Origin of the sequence: Pseudomonas sp. OE 28.3, assembly GCF_014268205.2 — a bacterium.
Classification (GTDB): Bacteria; Pseudomonadota; Gammaproteobacteria; order Pseudomonadales; family Pseudomonadaceae; genus Aquipseudomonas; species Aquipseudomonas edaphica.
Genome location: NZ_CP077082.1, coordinates 5,757,324 through 5,777,264 on the forward strand (window position 1 = coordinate 5,757,324; position 19,941 = coordinate 5,777,264).

The window sequence follows — 19,941 nt, forward strand, 5'->3', positions numbered from 1 at the left end:
TCTTTTACCCGCAAGGCGCGCTCCATGACTCCCTTGAATCAGGCGCTGCGCGCCGCTCTCAACCATCGCCAAGACCTGATCAACGAGTTGCACGCCCAAGGCACCGACTGCTACCGGCTGTTCCATGGCAGCCAGGAAGGCGCCGGCGGCTTGACCATTGACCGTTACGGCCCGCAATTGCTGGTGCAAAGCTTCCACCAGTCGCTGCAAACCGAGGAGCTGCTGGACCTGCATCAACAGGTCAACCAGTTCATGGGGCTGGAATTGCAGCTGGTGTACAACGACCGCTCCCGTGGCAACTCGCGCATCGACCGTGAAGACACGGTGTACCGCGCCGAGCCTGCGGCATTGGCAGATCAGGTCGGCCACGAATGGGGCCTCAACTACCGTGTACGCGGCCGCCATGCCGGGCAAGACCCGCTGCTGTTCCTGGACCTGCGCAACACCCGTGGCTGGGTCAAGGACCACAGCGCCGGCAAAAGCGTGCTGAACCTGTTCGCCTACACCTGTGGCGTAGGCTTGAGCGCCGCAGCCGGGGGCGCAAGCGAGGTGTGCAACCTGGACTTCGCCGAAGGCAACCTGGCGGTCGGGCGCGAAAACGGCCTGCTCAACCCGCACTTGCCGACCATGGAATTCGTGCAGTCCGACTACTTCCCGGCGATTCGCCAACTGGCCGGTTTGCCGATCACCCAGCGTCGTGGCCAGAAGCTGCCGAGTTATCCACGTCTTGAGCAGCGCCAGTTCGACCTGGTGCTGCTCGACCCACCGGCCTGGGCCAAGAGTGCTTTCGGCACCGTCGACCTGTTGCGCGATTATCAGAGCCTGCTCAAGCCCGCACTGCTGACCACCGCCGACAATGGCGTGTTGATCTGCTGCAACAACCTGGCAAAAGTCAGCATGGATGACTGGCGTGAGCAGGTGCTGCGTTGCGCCGAAAAAGCCGGCCGCCCGGTACGCGAGTGGCAAATCATGACGCCTGGGGCTGACTTCCCGTCCCTGGATCAGCAGCCACCGTTAAAAACACTGATCCTGCAGTTGTAGTACTTTTCCCAAGGAGTCCAGTACTTCGGAACCGAAAACCCGTGCCATACTCCAAGGCACTCTCGTTCTACATAGATGGCGTCACTCATGCCCAAAGGATTGATCCGCGCCGCTGGCGCCTTGTTGACCGCCCTGGCTCTGTACAGCTTGCTGGGCTTTCTGATTCTGCCGGGCATTGCCCTTCGCATTGCCAACCAACAACTGGCCAATTACGCCACGGTGCCGGCCCGTATCGAGCGTATCGAGCTCAACCCGTTCAGCCTGGAACTGACGGTGTGGGGCCTGAAGCTCGGCGAGCCGGGTAAGGAGCAAGTCGGTTTCGAGCGCCTGTACGCCAACCTGCAGATCGACAGCCTGTGGACGCGCGCGCTGCACCTGGCAGACGTACAACTGGACCAGCCGAAGACCGAAGTGCTGTTCGACAAAACCGGCCAGTTGAACCTGGCGCAGCTGTTCAAGCTGCCGCCGAGTGAGCCGACCCCGGTCGACCCGAATGCCAAGCCGTTCCCGCTGCGCATCGACAGCATCAAGCTGGCCGGCGGCTATGTGTACTTTCGCGACTTGCGCCCCAGCGAGCCAATCGAATTTCTCTACGACAAACTCGACTTCGAGCTGAAAAACCTCAGCACGTTGCCCGAAGACAATGCCGACATGACCCTGGTGGCCGCCGGCCCCGAGGGCGGTCAGATCGATTGGAAAGGCAATTTCAGCCTGGTGCCGATCACTTCCGAAGGCACCTTGAAAGTCACCGATGGCAAGATGAAAGCCTGGTGGCCCTATGTGCGGGATGCCCTGCCGCTGGTGCTTGAAGACGGCGTGCTGAACTTCAGCACCGACTATAAATTCAGCCTGGCCAAAGAAACCGAACTGAACCTGACCAACACCGCCGCCAGCATCGCGCCCTTTGCGATCAAGGCGCCGGATGGCCGGCCACTGGTGCGCCTGGAGCGCCTGGACGTCAGCGACACCACGGTGGACCTGGCCAAGCAGCAAGTGGTGGTCGGCAAGATCCGCAGCAACAAACTGGAAACCTGGGCCGCCCGCGAAGCCGATGGGCAACTGGACTGGCAGAAACTGTTTGCCAGCCAACCGAGCAAACCGGCCAAGGAACTCAAGCCTGCCAGCGCGCCTGCAACCGCCGATACGCCAAACGCCCCACCTGCCGCACCGAGCAAACCCTGGCAAGTGCTGCTCAAGGACGTGCAACTGCGCAACTATCAAGTACACCTGGCGGACCGAGCTGCCAAACCGGCAGTTGCATTGGAGCTAGGCCCGCTGAATGTCGATATGCAGAACTTCGACAGCCTCAACCGCAGCCCCTTTACCCTGAAGGTCGACTCCGGCCTGGGCAAGCAAGGCAAGATCAGCGCAACCGGCGAGGTCAACCTCAACCCCGTCAGCGCCAAGTTGAAAGTGAACACCCAGGACATCGACCTGCGCGTCGCGCAATCCTATATCAGTCCGTTTATTCGCCTGGAGCTGCGCAGCGGTATGCTGGGCAGCAACCTCGATGTGAACCTCAAAAGCACCGAGCCTTTGGCCCTGCAGGTCACCGGCCGCGCTCAGGTCGACCAGCTGCACACCCTGGACACCCTCAAGACCCGCGACTTCCTCAAGTGGCAGCGCCTGGTACTTGAAGGTGTGAACTACCAGCACGGTGACAGCCTGTCGATCGACAAGGTCAACCTGCTGCAGCCGTATGCGCGCTTTATGATCAACGATGACCGCACCACCAACATCGATGACTTGCTGATCCCGCAACCGGCCGACAATGGCGCCAAGTCGGCAACCAAACCGTCGGCGAGCAAAGACAAGCCATTGGGCATTCATATCGGGCAGATTGCGATCAATGACGGCTCGGCCAACTTCGCCGACTTCAGCCTCACGCCCAACTTCGCCACGGCTATCCAGCAACTCAACGGGCAGATTGGCACTATCGACAGTCGCCAGGCCAAACCGGCCAGCGTCGACATCAAGGGCAAAGTGGATCGCTACGCGCCGGTCACTATCAAGGGCAGCGTCAACCCGTTTGACCCGATGGCGGCGCTGGATATCGCCACCAGCTTCAAGCGTGTCGAACTGACCACGTTGACGCCATATTCCGGCAAGTTCGCGGGTTTCCGCATTCGCAAAGGCCGTCTCAACCTCGATTTGCACTACATGATCACCAAAGGTCAGTTGAAGGCTGAAAACAAGGTGGTGGTTGAGCAATTGCAACTGGGTGAGAAGGTCGACAGTGCCGATGCCGTCGATTTGCCGATTCGCCTGGCCATTGCGCTGCTCAAGGACACTGACGGCAAGATCTCCATCGAACTCCCCGTGACCGGCGACTTGAATAACCCGCAGTTCAGCGTCATGCCGATTGTGTGGCAGACCCTGCGCAACCTGGTGATGCGCGCAGCCACGGCGCCGTTCAAGTTTATCGGCGGGCTGGTCAGCGGTGGCGGCTCGGAAGACCTGGGTAACGTGTCGTTTGCCGCAGGCTCCAGCGAACTGAACAAAGAGGCCGAGGGTGCTCTGAATACCTTGGCCAAGGCACTGAAAGAGCGCCCTACCCTGCGCCTTGAGATTGAAGGCACGGCAGCGGCCAGCAGCGATGGTCCGTTCATCGCCGCAGATCGCCTGGAGCGTGAATACCAATACAACTACTACAAAATCCTCCAGCGTCGCGGCGACAAGGTGCCAGCCCAGGCGTCATTGCTGGTGGTGCCGGAGAAGGAAAAAGCGCCATTGCTCGAAGGCATCTACCGCACCCGTCTTAAGCAACAACCACCGGCCGAATGGAAAGACCTGAGCAGCGATGACCGCACTGCGAAGCTGCGTGATGGCTTGATCAAGTTCTGGGGCGCCAGTGATGTACTGCTGCGCCAACTGGGGCAGGACCGTGCCAGCACTATCAAGGACTACCTGGTGGACAAAGGCCAGTTGGAAGATGACCGGGTGTACTTCATTGACGCCAGCCTGGGGCAGGCGGAGAAGGATGGCAGAGTGGTAACGCCGATGCATCTGGATGCCGAGTAACCCCTAAGGCCCTATCAAAATGTGGGAGCTGGCTTGTGTGGGAGATAGATTGTGTGGGAGCTGGCTTGCCTGCGATAGCATCACCCGGGTTTAACTGAATAACCGAGGTGTTTGCATCGCAGGCAAGCCAGCTCCCACACAAGCCAGCTCCCACAGTTGAACGTCAGCTGCCCTGCGCAATCCTATTCCCCACACAATAGAACAGGCCCCGACACAAGTGCCGGGGCCTGTAATGACCACATCCGTGTGGTCGGTCGCATGAACTTTAGAGGTGCATCGGGTGGATAACTAACTCACCCTAAGCCGCCGCCGTCTAGCTCAGACGATTCTTTTAGCGTTACTGAACGGTCAGACCATCAGCCGATACAGATTTAACGCCTTTGATTTTCTTGGTGATCGCAACTGCGGTGTCTTTCTGAGACTGGGTCACAGCAGCAGTCGACGACAGCGACACTACACCGTGGTTGGTTTCGACTTTGATGTCGGTACCAGGAATGCCTTTCTCAGTAACCAGATCGGATTTCACTTTAGTGGTGATCCAGGTGTCCGAAGTGCTGGTCTTGGCTTTGTCGACGTTGTCGGCTTTAGCTACGCCGCCAGCCATCAGGCCGTCAGCAGAAACAGCGGTAACACCTTTGATTTTCTTGGTGATCGCTACAGCCGTGGCTTTCTGGGAATCAGAGATAGCGACGGTGGAGGACAGGGAAACCACGCCTTTGTTGGTTTCAACCTTGATGTCCGAACCAGGAATGCCTTTCTCGGTCAGCAGATCAGCTTTTACTTTGGTGGTGATCCAAGTGTCCGAAGTGGACTCTTTAGCCTTGGTCATTTCACCGGCCGCCAGGGTCATTGGGGCTTGGGAAGTCTGAGCAAAGGCTACGTTAGCACCCATGGCCAGAGTCAGAGCGGTAGCAGTAGCGAGAGCGAACTTCTTCATACGAGTAACTCCTGTTTTATTAAAAGTCTGCAGCGTGTAAACCTTGATGCTGCAGCGTTAACAGGGTTATTGCAGGCAGTGTGCCAAGTCGCGAAATCGGAATAACCCCTTTATAAACAACAACTTATAAAAACAGGCAATTTTCGAAATCGTGCAACTTGCATGAAGTCGATCGTGCCTGCATGCAAGTTGCGGCTTTTAGAGTTTACTAAGCGACTGATTTCCCGCTACTTTCCTGTGGGCATAAAAAAAGGACTCCGAAGAGTCCTCTTTTTCAGCGTAAAGCCTGCGGGTGATTAAACGCCCGAAGCCTTGGCTGCTGCTACGTCCTTGATGGACAGCTTGATACGGCCGCGGTTGTCCACGTCCAGTACCAGCACTTCCACTTCCTGGCCTTCTTTGAGAATGTCGGTCACTTTCTCAACGCGAGCGTCACTCAGCATGGAGATGTGCACCAGACCGTCTTTGCCCGGCAGGATGTTGACGAATGCGCCGAAGTCGACGATGCGCTCAACCTTACCCACGTAGATCTTGCCGATCTCGGCTTCAGCGGTGATGCCCAGAACGCGCTGACGTGCAGCTTCAGCAGCTTCCTTGGTTTCGCCGAAGATCTTGATCGAGCCGTCGTCTTCGATATCGATCGAAGCCTTGGTTTCTTCACAGATCGCACGAATGGTCGCGCCGCCTTTACCGATAACATCACGGATTTTGTCGGTGTCGATTTTCATCGCGATCATGGTCGGAGCATTTTCCGACAGTTCGGTGCGCGACTGACCAATGATCTGGTTCATCTGACCGAGGATGTTCAGGCGCGCTTCCAGGGCTTGGCCCAGGGCGATTTCCATGATTTCTTCGGTGATGCCTTTGATCTTGATGTCCATCTGCAGCGCGGTAACACCTTTGGCGGTACCAGCTACTTTGAAGTCCATGTCGCCCAGGTGGTCTTCGTCGCCCAGGATGTCGGTCAGGATGGCGAACTTCTCGCCTTCTTTAACCAAGCCCATGGCGATACCGGCAACCGGTGCCTTCATCGGTACACCAGCGTCCATCAGTGCCAGGGAAGCACCGCAAACGGAAGCCATGGAGCTGGAACCGTTGGACTCGGTGATTTCCGACACAACACGGATGGTGTACGGGAACACGTCAGCAGCAGGCAGCATCGCGGAGATCGAACGACGAGCCAGGCGGCCGTGACCGATTTCGCGACGACCAGCGCCACCCATGCGACCACACTCGCCCACCGAGAACGGAGGGAAGTTGTAGTGCAGCATGAACGGGTCTTTTTTCTCGCCTTCCAGGGTGTCCAGCAGCTGTGCATCACGGGCAGTACCCAGTGTTGCAACGACCAGAGCCTGGGTTTCGCCACGGGTGAACAGCGCCGAACCGTGAGTCTTCGGCAGAACGCCGACTTCGATGTTCAGTGGGCGCACGGTGCGAGTGTCGCGACCGTCGATACGTGGCTTGCCGTTAACGATGTTTTCGCGAACGGTGCGGTATTCGATTTCACCGAAGGCCGCTTTGACTTCGCTGGAAGAAGGCTGGCCTTCTTCACCGGACAGCTTGGCTACAACCTGATCCTTCAGCTCGCCCAGGCGCGCGTAACGGTCGGCCTTGACGGTGATGGTGTAGGCGTCGGAGATGGCAGCACCGAACTCGGAGCGGATAGCGCCCAGCAGTTCAGTCGCTTCAGCCTGTGGAGCCCAGGCCCACGTTGGCTTGGCAGCTTCGGCAGCCAGTTCTTTAACGGCCTTGATCACGGATTGGAACTCGTCGTGAGCAAACAGTACAGCGCCCAGCATCTGGTCTTCGGTCAGCTCTTTGGCTTCCGATTCAACCATCAATACGGCTTCAGAGGTACCGGCAACGACCATGTCCAGGCTCGAAGCTTTCTGTTGCTCGTAAGTCGGGTTCAGCAGGTAGCCGGTGCTTTCATGGAAAGCAACGCGCGCAGCGCCAATCGGGCCATCGAAAGGAATGCCGGAGATGGCCAGGGCAGCCGAGGTACCGATCATCGCAGCGATGTCCGGATCGGTCTTCTTGCTGGTGGAAACGACGGTGCAGACAACCTGCACTTCGTTCATGAAGCCTTCTGGGAACAGCGGACGGATCGGACGGTCGATCAGTCGGGAAGTCAGGGTTTCTTTCTCGGAAGGACGGCCTTCACGCTTGAAGAAACCGCCAGGGATCTTACCGGCAGCGTAAGTCTTTTCCTGGTAGTGAACGGACAGAGGGAAAAAGCCTTTGCTCGGGTCTGCGGTCTTTGCGCCAACAACGGTCACCAATACGGTAACGTCGTCGTCAACGGTAACCAGCACTGCGCCGGAGGCTTGACGGGCGATACGGCCTGTCTCGAGGGTAACGGTCGACTGACCGAACTGGAATTTTTTGATAACCGGGTTCACGGTGTCCTACCTTCTTTGTGGCTCTTGGGGGAACTTGTCTTCTTGCGAAATTCTTGGGCAATGCCGGGAATCGGCCCGACGCTCGTCCAGGGTAAAACGTGTATCCAGATAAAACTTGAGGCTGGGAGCCTGCCATGGGCCAGCGGAAATCCCACTGACACACGGCAGACAACCAACCTCTAGCGCAATCGCTTATTAGCGACGCAGACCCAGGCGACCGATCAGAGCCTGATAACGACCCAGATCCTTGCCTTTCAGGTAGTCCAGCAGCTTACGGCGCTGGTTTACCATGCGGATCAGACCACGACGGGAGTGGTGATCTTTACCGTTGGCCTTGAAGTGACCTTGCAGCTTGTTGATGTTGTGGGTCAGCAGTGCAACTTGCACTTCTGGCGAACCAGTGTCACCAACAGCTTGCTGATAGTCAGCAACGATTTGTGCTTTTTCTTGAACGTCGAGAGCCATGAGGCAATCCTTTTTTCAGGAAACCACCCAAAGGGCAGCTTCAACAGGCCAGGGACAAATCCCTGTATCTAAAAATGAGTGTTGACCGTGCCTGTTAACAGCCACACTCGTTCGGTCATTCTGACCGAATCAGTCGACGCGGCGCTATACGCCCGTCTTCGCTCACTTCACCGATACCGATAAAGCGACCGTTATGATCCTGTACCCGCACCATACCGAACTTCGGAGCGTCCGGGGCACGTACCGGCTGACCGTTTAGCCAGTAGAACGCGCTGTGCTCCGAGAAGTGCAGCAATGGCCAATCCAGCAAACCGCTGTCCGATGGCATCAGGAAGCGATCAACCGCTTCATTGCCGCCTTCGGCATGTACCGCTTCCAACTCTTCCAGCGTGACCGTCTGGGCCAGGGTGAAAGGTCCGGCTTGAGTACGTCGCAGCTCTGCAACGTATGCACCACAGCCCAGTTGCTCACCGATATCTTCCACCAGTGTACGAATATAGGTGCCTTTGCTGCAGTCCACCGACAATCGTGCGGTGTCGCCTTCACTGGCGAGCAATTCAAGCCGCGCAATAGTAACAGAACGCGGTTCACGCTCCACTACTTCGCCCGCACGTGCCAGCTTGTAAAGAGGCTGGCCATCACGCTTGAGCGCCGAGTACATCGGCGGTATCTGACTGATTTGCCCACGAAAAGCGGGTAAAACGGCCTCGATATCAGCACGACCAACGGTCACGTCGCGAACCTGCAGAACATCACCTTCGGCATCGGCCGTGGTGGTGGTCTTGCCCAGTTGCATGAGGGTTTCGTAACCCTTGTCGGAATCGAGCAGGTATTGCGAGAACTTGGTGGCCTCGCCAAAGCACAACGGCAGTACACCGGTGGCCAATGGGTCGAGGCTGCCGGTGTGCCCGGCCTTCTCGGCATTGAGCAGCCAGCGAACCTTCTGCAGCGCGGCATTGGAGGTAAAGCCAATGGGCTTGTCGAGCAGAATGATGCCGCTGACGTTGCGACGGATACGTTTGACCTGAGCCACCGCTTACTCCTTGGCGTCTTCAGGTGTGGACGGGTGCTGGCTGTCTTCAGCCACAGCGCGCTCGATCAATGCCGACAGGTGCGCACCACGCACGACGCTTTCGTCGTAGTGGAAGTGCAACTGGGGAACACTGCGCAGCTTCATTTCACGGGCCAACTGCATGCGCAGGAAGCCTGCAGCCGAGTTGAGCACCTTGATGCTTTGCGCGATTTCTTCGCTGTTGTCCTGCCCCATCACGGTGATGAAGATCTTGGCGTGACCCACGTCACGGCTCACTTCAACGGCGGTGATGGTGACTAGGCCAACGCGCGGGTCTTTGACTTCGCGACGGATCAGTTGGGCCAGCTCACGCTGCATCTGATCGCCGATACGTTGGGTACGGCTGTATTCTTTTGCCATGTCTTGTTACCTGTTACTGCCACACGGTGAAACCCGTGGGGTCTGAAAGCGGCAAACGCCCGGCCTGACAAAAGCCAGACCGGGCGTTGCGTTTAGAGTCCGTACGCTGCGCGGGGCATTTGCATGCCCACACGCGGCGTGGCTCCGGAAGTGCGCGAGTTAGAGGCTGCGAGCAACCTGGACCTTCTCGTAGACTTCGATCTTGTCGCCAGCCTTGACGTCGTTGTAGCTCTTGACGCCGATACCGCATTCCATGCCGGCACGTACTTCGGAAGCGTCATCCTTGAAGCGGCGCAGGGATTCCAGCTCGCCTTCGAAGATAACGATGTCTTCACGCAGTACACGGATCGGACGGTTACGGTACACAGTACCTTCGATAACCATGCAACCGGCGATCGCACCGAATTTCGGCGAGCGGAACACGTCACGCACCTCGGCAACACCCAGGATGTTCTCCCGGACATCGCTGCCAAGCATGCCGGTAAGGGCTTTCTTGACGTCTTCGATGATGTCGTAGATGACGTTGTAGTAACGCATGTCCAGGCCTTCCTGCTCGACGATCTTGCGAGCGCCAGCATCGGCACGCACGTTGAAGCCGAACAGTACAGCGTTGGAAGCCAGTGCCAGGTTGGCGTCGGATTCGGTGATACCACCGACACCGCCACCCACAACGCGCACTTGCACTTCGTCGTTACCCAGGCCGTTCAAGGCGCCGTTCAACGCTTCGAGGGAGCCACGAACGTCAGATTTGAGGACGATGTTAAGCGTCTTCTTCTCTTCCTGGCCCATGTTCTCGAAGATGTTTTCCAGCTTGCCTGCGTGAGCACGGGCCAGCTTGACTTCGCGGAACTTGCCTTGACGGAACAGAGCCACTTCACGGGCTTTCTTCTCGTCGGCAACTACGCTCATCTCGTCGCCAGCGTCCGGGGTACCGTCCAGGCCGAGGATCTCGACCGGGATAGCCGGGCCGGCTTCCTTGATTGGCTTGCCGTTCTCGTCGAGCATGGCACGTACACGGCCGTAGTTCGAACCAACGAGCACCATGTCGCCTTGGCGCAGGGTACCGTCTTGAACCAGAACGGTCGCAACCGGGCCACGGCCCTTGTCCAGACGCGATTCCACCACAACACCACGACCAGGGGCCGATGGAGTAGCGGTCAACTCGAGTACTTCGGCTTGCAACAGAACAGCTTCGAGCAGTTCGTCAACGCCAGTACCCATTTTTGCGGATACCGACACGAATGGCGTCTCGCCACCCCACTCTTCAGAAGTCACGCCGTGAACCGACAGTTCGCTACGGATGCGATCGAGATCAGCGCCCGGCTTGTCGATTTTGTTCACTGCAACCACCAGCGGTACGCCAGCCGCTTTCGCGTGCTGAACGGCTTCGATGGTTTGCGGCATCACGCCGTCGTCCGCTGCAACGACCAGGATCACGATGTCGGTGGCCTTGGCACCACGGGCACGCATTGCGGTAAACGCAGCGTGACCAGGGGTGTCGAGGAAAGTCACCATGCCACGCTCGGTTTCAACGTGGTACGCGCCGATGTGCTGGGTAATGCCGCCGGCTTCGCCTGCAGCAACCTTGGCACGACGGATGTAGTCGAGCAGGGAAGTTTTACCGTGGTCAACGTGGCCCATTACGGTCACAACCGGTGCACGGGAAACAGCCTCACCTTCAAACTTCAGGGACTCGGCCAGGGAATCTTCCAGGGCGGTGTCGCTGACCAGGGTCACTTTGTGGCCCAGCTCTTCAGCAACCAACTGGGCAGTTTCCTGGTCCAGTACCTGGTTGATGGTCGCTGGAGTGCCCAGCTTGAACATGAACTTGATGATTTCAGCTGCCTTGACCGACATCTGCTGGGCGAGATCGCCAACAGTGATGGTCTCGCCGATCTTCACTTCACGCACGACAGGGCCGGTTGGGCTCTGGAAACCGTGGGCGTTGCGTTTTTTCAGCTTGGCCTTGCCGCGACCACCACGACGGAAGCCATCGCTTTCTTCGTCGGTAGTACGTGGGGCAACGCGTGGAGCAGGCGCTTTCTCTTTGACCGAAGCACGATGCGGAGCGTTTTTACGCTCACCATCGCCACCACCACCGCGACGATTGTTATCGTCGGCACGTGGTTTGTCCGGACGACGAGGTTCGTCGCGCTTGCGAGCGTCAGCTGCAGGAGCTGCGGCAACCGGGGCGGCCTCACGCACAGCTTCTACTGGCGCGCTAGGCGCAGCGGCTGCTTCAGTGGCAGCAGGTTGCGCAGCAGCAGGCTGGCGACGCGCTTCTTCTTCGGCGCGACGCTTGGCTTCTTCTTCAGCCTTCTGACGAGCAGCATTTTCTACTGCGCGACGTTCTTCCAGCTCGCGCTTGCGCTCGGCTTCGATTTCTTCCGGGCTGCGCTGTACGAAGACTTTCTTCTTGCGCACTTCAACGCTGATGCTTTTGCTACCAGCAACACGCAGGGTGCTGGTGGTTTTGCGCTGCAATGTAATCTTGCGCGGTTCTTCCACTTTCGCCTTGTGGCTGCTCTTCAAGTGAGTCAGCAAAGACTGCTTCTCACTATCGCTCACACCTTCATCGGCGGCGGTGTGCGGCAGACCTGCCTCACGCATCTGCTGCAACAGGCGCTCTACCGGTGTTTTGACCTCATCGGCCAGTTGTTTCACCGTGACTTGCGTCATGCACTTCTCTCCTCAGGCCGCGCCTAGTTACTCGAACCAATGGGCTCGGGCGGCCATGATCAACTTGCCGGCACGATCTTCGTCAATGCCGTCGATGTCGAGCAGATCGTCAATAGACTGCTCGGCCAGGTCTTCGCGGGTAATTACGCCGCGCACCGCCAGTTCCATCGCCAAATCCTTGTCCATACCCTCAAGCGAGAGCAGGTCTTCGGCCGGATGGGCGTCTGCCAGCTTTTCCTCAGTAGCGATGGCTTTAGTCAACAAGCGATCCTTGGCTCGAGCGCGAAGCTCGTTGACGGTGTCTTCGTCAAAGCCGTCGATGTTGAGCATTTCTTCCAACGGTACGTAGGCAATCTCTTCCAGGCTGGTGAAGCCTTCATCTACCAGCACCTGCGCCAGGTCTTCGTCGACTTCCAGCTCGTCGATGAAGTTGCGCAGGATGTCACCGGTTTCAGCTTGCTGCTTAGCCTGGATGTCCGATTCGGTCATCACGTTCAGGGTCCAGCCGGTCAGTTGGCTGGCCAGACGCACGTTCTGACCACCACGACCAATGGCCTGAGCCAGATTGTCTGCGCCAACGGCGATGTCCATTGCATGGGCATCTTCGTCAACGATAATTGCCGCCACTTCAGCTGGCGACATGGCGTTGATCACGAACTGCGCCGGGTTATCGTCCCACAGAACGATATCCACACGCTCACCGCCCAATTCGCCCGACACTGCCTGGACGCGCGAACCGCGCATACCAATGCAAGCGCCCTGCGGGTCGATGCGTTTGTCCTTGGAGCGGACCGCGATCTTGGCGCGCGAACCCGGGTCGCGGGACGCAGCCATGACTTCGATCAGGCCTTCGGCGATTTCCGGCACTTCGATGCGGAACAGTTCGATCAGCATTTCCGGCGCGGTACGCGACAGGATCAACTGAGGGCCGCGGTTCTCGGTGCGGATTTCCTTGAGCAGCGCACGCAGACGCACGCCGACACGGAAGGTTTCGCGAGAGATGATGTCTTCGCGGGCCAGCAACGCTTCAGCGTTGTTGCCCAGGTCAACGATCACATTGTCACGAGTAACTTTTTTCACGGTGCCGGAGATGATTTCACCCAGACGCTCGCGATAAGCGTCAACGACTTGAGCGCGCTCAGCTTCGCGAACCTTCTGCACGATGACTTGCTTGGCAGTCTGTGCAGCAATACGGCCGAATTCGATCGACTCGATCTTTTCTTCGACGACATCACCGACCTGGGCGCCCGGATGCGTTTGCGCAACCTTGCTCGGCCAGGTTTCGATGGCCGGATCATCAAGATCGGCTTCTTCGACGACCGTCCAGCGACGGAAAGTCTCATAGGCACCGGTGTGGCGGTTGATTTCCACACGCAGATCAACTTCGTCTTCAAAACGCTTTTTGGTAGCAGTGGCCAGGGCCAGCTCCAGCGCTTCAAAAATCACGTTTGCCGGTACGCCCTTTTCATTGGATACCGACTCAACAACCAGCAGTACTTCTTTGCTCATCGTACGCCTCGCCTTTCGCAAGCCATTGGATCCGCGGGATCCGCGTCTCAGTCAAAACTGGGAATAATGTTGGCCTTGTCGATCATATCGATCGGCAACAGGAACTCATGGTCTTCTACCTGCACCACGACATCCTGTTCTTCTACACCGCGCAGAAGGCCCTGAAAGTTGCGTCGCCCTTCAAAGGGTGAGCGCAGCTTGATCTTCACTTGTTCACCGGCAAATTTTGCAAACTGATCAATAGTGAACAGTGGGCGTTCCATGCCTGGCGAGGAAACTTCGAGGGTGTATTCAACGGCGATTGGATCTTCAACATCCAGCACACCGCTGATCTGACGGCTGACAATGGCACAATCGTCCACCAGCACGCCGCCCTCTTTATCGATATAAACGCGCAACATTGAGTGGCGACCTTGAGCCGAAAACTCAATACCCCAGCATTCATAGCCTAGGGCCACGACCACCGGGGCCAGCAAGGCCTGCAACTCTTCTAGCTTGCTCGACACCTGAACCCCCTCGTGCATGTATGTGCATGCTGTGCAAAATAAAAAAATGGGCGAAACGCCCATCCTTGAAACGCCGTCGAACAGCGGCGTTGAAAGTGTCCAGCTAACAAAAAGCCCCTTAAAAGGGGCTCCGCTAAAACTGGTTGCGGGGGCCGGATTTGAACCGACGACCTTCGGGTTATGAGCCCGACGAGCTACCAGACTGCTCCACCCCGCGACAAAGCTGGGGCGGAAGTATACGACCGATCCCTTACAGGGTCAATGTAACCTTCCACCTACAAGAAAGCCCGCAACAGCGGGCTCTCCTGATAATTGGTACCGAGAAGGGGACTCGAACCCCTACACCCTATGGGCACAACCACCTCAAGGTTGCGTGTCTACCAATTCCACCACCTCGGCAATACAGCGTTTACAACCCTTCTTACTTCTGCTCTTGAGCTGGAGGTACGTCAGTCGCTGGAGTAGCCGACTTTTGCTCTTGAAGCACCGGGACATCATCAGAAGCCGGTTTTGCTTTTGGTACTTCCAACACTGCTGGGTTTGGGAGACCTACCTGAGTCAGCACATGAGCTTTCTCTTTAGCAAAGTAACCTAACCCCAAGCTGGTTATGAAGAAACCGGCGGCAAGTATAGCAGTAAACTTACTAAGAAAGGTAGAGGAACCTTGGCTTCCGAACACAGTATTTGAAGCACCTGCACCGAAAGACGCACCAGCATCCGCACCTTTACCCTGTTGCAACAAAACCAGGGCAACTACGCCCAGGGCAGCCAACAGATGAAAAACGACTACGACTGTTTCCAGCATTTTTTCAGTTTCCCGCGGCGCGACAGATCGCACCGAACTCATCTGCATTCAGGGAAGCTCCACCAATGAGCCCCCCATCGATATCCGGCATGCCGAACAGTTCGACCGCATTGGCCGCCTTCACGCTGCCGCCGTATAGAAGCCGCACACCTTGCGCGACTTCAGAATTCTCTGCCGCTAACTGCGCGCGGATGGCTGCATGCACATCCTGCGCTTGTTGCGGCGTAGCAGTCAGCCCGGTGCCAATGGCCCAGACCGGCTCGTAAGCAATTACTGCCTTTGCAAATGCACCAACACCCAGCTCCTCGATGATGCTGCCCAGCTGACGCGAGACAACTTCAAGAGTCTTGCCCGATTCACGCTGCTCCAGGGTCTCCCCTATGCACAACACTGGAATCAAGCCACAAGCCTGTGCCGCTGCGAACTTGCGGTTGAGTGTCCCATCACGCTCGCCCATCATCTGACGGCGCTCGGAGTGCCCGACAAGCACATAGGAGCAACCCGCATCAACCAGCTGACTCGGTGAAATCTCACCGGTCAACGCACCTTGCATGGGTTCCACCGCAGAGTTCTGCGCGCCGACCTGAATCGACTTGCCTTTCAAACCATCAACCACCTGGTTGATATGCAAGCAAGGCGGGAAAACCGCAACATCAACACCGCTAGGCAAGGCCAAGTGACGAAGGCCATTGATCAGCTCAGCGACACTGGCGCGGGTACCGTGCATCTTCCAGTTACCAGCTACCATAGTGCGACGCATGCTGTACCTCGTCGGTCAAAGTGGGCGCAGATGTTACCCAACCACACCATCACTGGCAAGCCGAATTCAGGCGCAAATTTCAGTTACCAGTTTTGCCAGGTCTTCGGCGTGGCCGCGAACCTGTGTTTCGTCCTCGCCTTCGACCATGACACGCACCAGCGGCTCTGTGCCGGACTTGCGCAACAACACGCGGCCACGCCCAGCCATTGCAAGGGTCACACGCTCGCAGGCGTCTTTGACAGCAGGGTGCTCGATAGGGTTTTCGCCACCGGCAAAGCGCACATTCAGTAGAACCTGCGGGCACTTGCGCAGCGCCTGGCGCGCTTGAGCCAGACTCTCTTTGCGACGACGCAAGGACAGCAATACCTGCAGCGCAGCAATAATGGCATCGCCCGTGGTGGTGTGCTGGAAGCAAACCACATGCCCCGAGTTCTCTCCGCCCACCAGCCAGTTACGCTCCAGCAGCTCGGCGATGACATAGCGGTCACCGACATTGGCGCGTACAAACGGAATCCCAAGCTCGGCCAAGGCCAACTCAAGCCCGAGATTGCTCATCAGCGTGCCAACCACACCGCCTTGCAGCTTGTCACGCTCATGCAGGTCGCGGGCAATGATGAACAACAGCTCATCGCCATCAACCACCGCACCGGTGTGATCCACCATCAATACGCGGTCACCGTCGCCATCGAAGGCAATACCGAGGTCAGCGTGCTCGGCCAGGACAGCAGCCTGCAGCTGCTCCATATGCGTCGAGCCGCAGTTATCGTTGATATTCAAACCATTTGGCTGGGCCGACAGCACCGTCACATCGGCACCCAGCTCCTTGAATACGCTGGGCGCCACTTTATAGGTTGCACCGTGAGCACAGTCGACAACAATTTTGAGGCCGGCAAAGTTGGTGCTGGTCGGCACACTGCTCTTGCAGAACTCGATGTAACGGCCTGAGGCGTCATTGATACGCGAGACCTTGCCCAGCTTGCTGGACTCAACCACGGTCATCGGCGCGTCCAGCAACTCTTCGATCATCAGCTCGATCTCGTCCGGCAGCTTGGTGCCCTGGCCCGAGAAGAACTTGATGCCGTTGTCATCATGGGGATTGTGCGAGGCACTGATCACGATACCGGCTTCAGCGTGGAAGGTACGCGTCAGGTAAGCGATTGCCGGCGTCGGCATGGGCCCCAGCAGCATGACATCGGCGCCTGCGGCAGACAGCCCCGCCTCCAGCGCAGATTCGAACATGTAACCCGAGATGCGAGTGTCTTTGCCCACCAGGATGCGGCAAGCGCCCATGCTGCGGAACGCCATACCTGCGGCCCAGCCCAGCTTAAGCATAAAGTCAGGAGTAATCGGGAATTCGCCGACCCGACCACGAATACCGTCGGTGCCAAAATATTTTTTAGTCATAAGTGCTCCATCGTTCTATTCGGCTGATTCTACCGCGGCCAGCATGCGCACCACATCAACCGTCTCGGCGACATCATGCACCCGCAAAATACGCGCGCCCTTGGTCACGGCAAGTGCCGCCAACGCCAGGCCACCGTACAACCGCTCACCCACAGGGCGATTCAGGGCCAGCCCTATCATGCTCTTGCGCGACACGCCGACCAACAAGGGTCGACCAAGGGCGTGCAAAGCTTCCATATGCTTGAACAGGCTCAAGTTGTGTTGCAGGGTCTTGGCGAAGCCAAACCCGGGATCCAGGATAATCTTTTCGGCTGCGATGCCCACCTTGGCGCATTGAGTCATTCTTTGCGCAAGAAACCCACTCACCTCACCAACCAGATCATCGTAATGCGGGCTGTCCTGCATATTGCCGGGCTCTCCCAACATATGCATAAGGCACACCGGCAGTCCGGTTGCCGCCGCCGCATCCAGCGCGCCATCACGCTGAAGGGAGCGCACATCGTTGATCAGCCCCGCACCGAGGCGCGCTGTCTCGCGCATTACTGCGGGAGTCGAGGTGTCCACCGAGATGATCACATCCAGCTCACGGGCAATCCGCTCGACGATTGGCGCGACCCGCTCCAGCTCCTCCAAGGGAGAAACCACGCGAGCGCCCGGTCGAGTTGACTCACCACCGACATCAATCAAGGTCGCGCCAGCCGCCGCCATCGCCTCGGCATGACGCAACGCGGCATCCTGCTGATTGAAGCGGCCGCCGTCAGAAAAAGAATCGGGGGTTACATTAAGAATGCCCATGACATGCGTATGGGCCAAATCAAGAACCCGGTTGCCGCAAGGCAACCGGGTGGAGGACAGCGCAGAAGTCATTTCAAACCTTAGTGATCAGCTGCGGGGCCGCCGATTGGGGCTTCAGGACGTTCGTTCTGTACCACAGGCGGGGTGCCCGAGGTACCCGAACCACCTTCCCAATCACGAGGCTCACGCGGTGCGCGACCCGCCATGATGTCGTCAATCTGATCGGCATCAATGGTTTCGTACTTCATCAGCGCATCAGCCATTGCATCGAGCTTGTCGCGGTTATCCGTCAGGATCTGCTTGGCCGTGCCGTAGCACTGGTCAATGATGCTGCGCACTTCGGAGTCAATCAGCTTGGCTGTCTCACCCGAGAAGCTGGCAGCTTGACCGCCGCCACCACGACCCAGGAACACTTCGCCTTCTTCCTCGGCATACATCAAAGGACCGAGTTTTTCCGACAAACCCCACTTGGTCACCATGTTCCGCGCAATCTGGCTGGCACGCATGATGTCGTTAGAAGCACCGGTGGTCACACCGTCGAAGCCAAGCGTCATCTCTTCAGCAATCCGGCCGCCATACAGAGAGCAGATCTGGCTGATCAGCGCACGCTTGGAGAGACTGTAACGATCCTCTTCCGGCAGGAACATGGTCACACCCAGCGCACGGCCACGAGGAATGATCGACACTTTGTAGACCGGGTCATGCTCAGGCACAACGCGACCAACAATGGCGTGACCGGCTTCGTGATAAGCGGTGTTCTGCTTCTCTTTCTCGGACATGACCATGGATTTGCGCTCGGCGCCCATCATGATCTTGTCCTTGGCCAGTTCGAACTCTTTCATTTCAACAATGCGCTTGCCGGTACGGGCAGCGAACAACGAAGCCTCGTTGACCAGGTTGGCCAGGTCGGCACCGGAGAAGCCTGGCGTACCACGGGCAATCACGGCCGGAGCCACGTCGTCACCCATTGGCACTTTGCGCATGTGTACTTTCAGGATCTGTTCGCGACCGCGAATATCCGGCAGCCCCACCACAACCTGACGGTCGAAACGGCCTGGACGCAGCAACGCTGGGTCGAGCACATCCGGACGGTTAGTCGCGGCGATGACGATGATGCCGTCATTCATTTCAAAGCCGTCCATCTCAACCAGCAATTGGTTGAGGGTCTGCTCACGCTCATCGTGACCGCCACCCATGCCGGCGCCACGATGGCGACCCACGGCGTCGATTTCGTCGATGAAGATGATGCACGGTGCGTGCTTTTTGGCCTGTTCGAACATATCGCGAACACGGCTGGCACCAACACCGACGAACATCTCGACGAAGTCAGAACCGGAAATGGTGAAGAACGGCACCTTGGCTTCACCGGCAATCGCCTTGGCCAGCAAGGTTTTACCGGTACCCGGAGGACCGACCATCAGCACGCCGCGAGGAATACGGCCGCCCAGGCGCTGGAACTTGCCCGGATCACGCAGGAACTCAACCAGCTCACCGACTTCTTCCTTGGCTTCATCACAACCTGCGACGTCAGCCAGGGTGGTTTTCACCTGATCTTCAGAGAGCAGGCGCGCCTTGCTCTTGCCGAAGCTCATCGGCCCGCCCTTGCCTCCCGCACCACCTTGCATCTGGCGCATGAAGAACATGAACACGGCGATAATCACCAGGATCGGGAAGCTCGCTACCAATAGCTGAGTCCAGATGCTCTGCTGTTCAGGCTGCTTGCCTTCAACCACTACGTGGTTATCCACCAAGTCGCCGATCAGACCGTTGTCCTGGATTGCCGGACGAATGGTCTTGAAGCTGTCGCCATCGTTGCGCTTGCCGGTGATCACATAGCCATCAACCGCTACGCGCTCGACCTTGCCATCCTTAACTTGCTGGATGAAGTCGGAATAGTTGAGGGTCTGCGGCTCGTTAGGGCTGGAGAAGTTGTTCATCACCGTCACCAGGACAGCCGCGATGATCAACCACAGGATCAGATTCTTTGCCATATCGTTCAATTAACTACCCTCTGAAGCAAGCTCCGCTACTGGCGCGCGCTTCGCATGATATTCACCGGCCTAACTTACTACATTACCTACAACTCTGGCAGGCGCCGTCTGTAACCCTTTGTGAAACTTTGACTACACAATATTCGTAAAGCTTCGTGACGAAAGCGATATAAAAAAACCTATCGCCCTCCTCG

Annotated in this window: 15 protein-coding genes and 2 tRNA genes; 2 read left to right on the forward strand and 15 right to left on the reverse strand. The window is 57.7% G+C overall.

The features are described 5' to 3' along the window. Positions 1-24 precede the first annotated feature (24 nt). Both HU759_RS25860 and HU759_RS25865 read left to right on the forward strand, forming a co-directional pair. Positions 25-1,041 (forward strand): class I SAM-dependent methyltransferase, encoded by a 1,017-nt coding sequence (locus HU759_RS25860; protein WP_170038181.1) that lies wholly within the window; start codon positions 25-27, stop codon positions 1,039-1,041. Positions 1,042-1,128: 87 nt separating this feature from the next. Beyond that, a complete protein-coding gene (locus HU759_RS25865; protein ID WP_186617064.1) occupies positions 1,129-4,062 on the forward strand; it encodes a DUF748 domain-containing protein in 2,934 nt (977 codons plus the stop codon). Between the two features lie 337 nt (positions 4,063-4,399). Here the strand turns inward: HU759_RS25865 and HU759_RS25870 are convergent, their stop codons facing one another. The 15 genes from HU759_RS25870 to ftsH all read right to left on the reverse strand — a co-directional run bounded on the left by HU759_RS25870 (position 4,400) and on the right by ftsH (position 19,747). Further along, entirely contained in the window at positions 4,400-4,999 is a 600-nt protein-coding gene (locus HU759_RS25870) for a BON domain-containing protein (RefSeq protein WP_017139246.1), read from the reverse strand. A 296-nt stretch (positions 5,000-5,295) separates the two neighbouring features. Beyond that, the gene (gene pnp / locus HU759_RS25875; protein ID WP_017139247.1) at positions 5,296-7,401 is read right to left on the reverse strand and encodes a polyribonucleotide nucleotidyltransferase; all 2,106 of its coding nucleotides are present in this window, start codon (positions 7,399-7,401) and stop codon (positions 5,296-5,298) included. A gap of 195 nt (positions 7,402-7,596) precedes the next feature. Then, positions 7,597-7,866, reverse strand: coding sequence for a 30S ribosomal protein S15 (rpsO, locus tag HU759_RS25880; RefSeq protein WP_003176135.1), 270 nt, complete (start codon positions 7,864-7,866; stop codon positions 7,597-7,599). 115 nt (positions 7,867-7,981) lie between these two features. After that, on the reverse strand, positions 7,982-8,899 hold the full coding sequence (gene truB / locus HU759_RS25885; protein ID WP_017139248.1) for a tRNA pseudouridine(55) synthase TruB: 918 nt from the start codon (positions 8,897-8,899) through the stop codon (positions 7,982-7,984). A gap of 3 nt (positions 8,900-8,902) precedes the next feature. After that, positions 8,903-9,298, reverse strand: a complete 396-nt coding sequence (gene rbfA / locus HU759_RS25890) for a 30S ribosome-binding factor RbfA (RefSeq protein WP_003176137.1) — start codon at positions 9,296-9,298, stop codon at positions 8,903-8,905. A 159-nt stretch (positions 9,299-9,457) separates the two neighbouring features. Continuing rightward, on the reverse strand, positions 9,458-11,977 hold the full coding sequence (infB, locus tag HU759_RS25895) for a translation initiation factor IF-2 (RefSeq protein ID WP_017139249.1): 2,520 nt from the start codon (positions 11,975-11,977) through the stop codon (positions 9,458-9,460). Between the two features lie 27 nt (positions 11,978-12,004). Continuing rightward, positions 12,005-13,486 (reverse strand): transcription termination factor NusA, encoded by a 1,482-nt coding sequence (gene nusA / locus HU759_RS25900; RefSeq protein ID WP_017139250.1) that lies wholly within the window; start codon positions 13,484-13,486, stop codon positions 12,005-12,007. A 47-nt stretch (positions 13,487-13,533) separates the two neighbouring features. After that, the gene (gene rimP, locus HU759_RS25905) at positions 13,534-13,992 is read right to left on the reverse strand and encodes a ribosome maturation factor RimP (protein WP_032865935.1); all 459 of its coding nucleotides are present in this window, start codon (positions 13,990-13,992) and stop codon (positions 13,534-13,536) included. Positions 13,993-14,132: 140 nt separating this feature from the next. Next, positions 14,133-14,209, reverse strand: a tRNA-Met gene (locus tag HU759_RS25910). A gap of 96 nt (positions 14,210-14,305) precedes the next feature. Next, positions 14,306-14,391: transfer RNA gene (locus HU759_RS25915), tRNA-Leu, on the reverse strand. A 22-nt stretch (positions 14,392-14,413) separates the two neighbouring features. After that, positions 14,414-14,797: a preprotein translocase subunit SecG gene (gene secG, locus HU759_RS25920; RefSeq protein WP_010206600.1), complete on the reverse strand. Its 384-nt coding sequence runs from the start codon at positions 14,795-14,797 to the stop codon at positions 14,414-14,416. A gap of 4 nt (positions 14,798-14,801) precedes the next feature. Next, on the reverse strand, positions 14,802-15,557 hold the full coding sequence (tpiA, locus tag HU759_RS25925; RefSeq protein WP_003194193.1) for a triose-phosphate isomerase: 756 nt from the start codon (positions 15,555-15,557) through the stop codon (positions 14,802-14,804). A 66-nt stretch (positions 15,558-15,623) separates the two neighbouring features. Further along, positions 15,624-16,961 (reverse strand): phosphoglucosamine mutase, encoded by a 1,338-nt coding sequence (glmM, locus tag HU759_RS25930; protein WP_017139252.1) that lies wholly within the window; start codon positions 16,959-16,961, stop codon positions 15,624-15,626. A gap of 15 nt (positions 16,962-16,976) precedes the next feature. Next, complete coding sequence (gene folP / locus HU759_RS25935; RefSeq protein WP_186617066.1) at positions 16,977-17,828, reverse strand: dihydropteroate synthase; 852 nt, start codon at positions 17,826-17,828, stop codon at positions 16,977-16,979. 8 nt (positions 17,829-17,836) lie between these two features. Then, the gene (ftsH, locus tag HU759_RS25940) at positions 17,837-19,747 is read right to left on the reverse strand and encodes an ATP-dependent zinc metalloprotease FtsH (RefSeq protein WP_032865933.1); all 1,911 of its coding nucleotides are present in this window, start codon (positions 19,745-19,747) and stop codon (positions 17,837-17,839) included. Between the last annotated feature and the right edge of the window lie 194 nt (positions 19,748-19,941).

What these genes read in the sequence shown, in the direction of transcription:
- nusA (WP_017139250.1), bottom strand. Translation starts at nt 13,486, where the DNA reads ATGAGCAAAGAAGTACTGCTGGTTGTTGAGTCGGTATCCAATGAAAAG.
- secG (WP_010206600.1), bottom strand. Translation starts at nt 14,797, where the DNA reads ATGCTGGAAACAGTCGTAGTCGTTTTTCATCTGTTGGCTGCCCTGGGC.
- HU759_RS25865 (WP_186617064.1), top strand. Translation starts at nt 1,129, where the DNA reads ATGCCCAAAGGATTGATCCGCGCCGCTGGCGCCTTGTTGACCGCCCTG.
- folP (WP_186617066.1), bottom strand. Translation starts at nt 17,828, where the DNA reads ATGACTTCTGCGCTGTCCTCCACCCGGTTGCCTTGCGGCAACCGGGTT.
- glmM (WP_017139252.1), bottom strand. Translation starts at nt 16,961, where the DNA reads ATGACTAAAAAATATTTTGGCACCGACGGTATTCGTGGTCGGGTCGGC.
- rpsO (WP_003176135.1), bottom strand. Translation starts at nt 7,866, where the DNA reads ATGGCTCTCGACGTTCAAGAAAAAGCACAAATCGTTGCTGACTATCAG.
- infB (WP_017139249.1), bottom strand. Translation starts at nt 11,977, where the DNA reads ATGACGCAAGTCACGGTGAAACAACTGGCCGATGAGGTCAAAACACCG.
- tpiA (WP_003194193.1), bottom strand. Translation starts at nt 15,557, where the DNA reads ATGCGTCGCACTATGGTAGCTGGTAACTGGAAGATGCACGGTACCCGC.
- HU759_RS25860 (WP_170038181.1), top strand. Translation starts at nt 25, where the DNA reads ATGACTCCCTTGAATCAGGCGCTGCGCGCCGCTCTCAACCATCGCCAA.
- ftsH (WP_032865933.1), bottom strand. Translation starts at nt 19,747, where the DNA reads ATGGCAAAGAATCTGATCCTGTGGTTGATCATCGCGGCTGTCCTGGTG.
- rbfA (WP_003176137.1), bottom strand. Translation starts at nt 9,298, where the DNA reads ATGGCAAAAGAATACAGCCGTACCCAACGTATCGGCGATCAGATGCAG.
- HU759_RS25870 (WP_017139246.1), bottom strand. Translation starts at nt 4,999, where the DNA reads ATGAAGAAGTTCGCTCTCGCTACTGCTACCGCTCTGACTCTGGCCATG.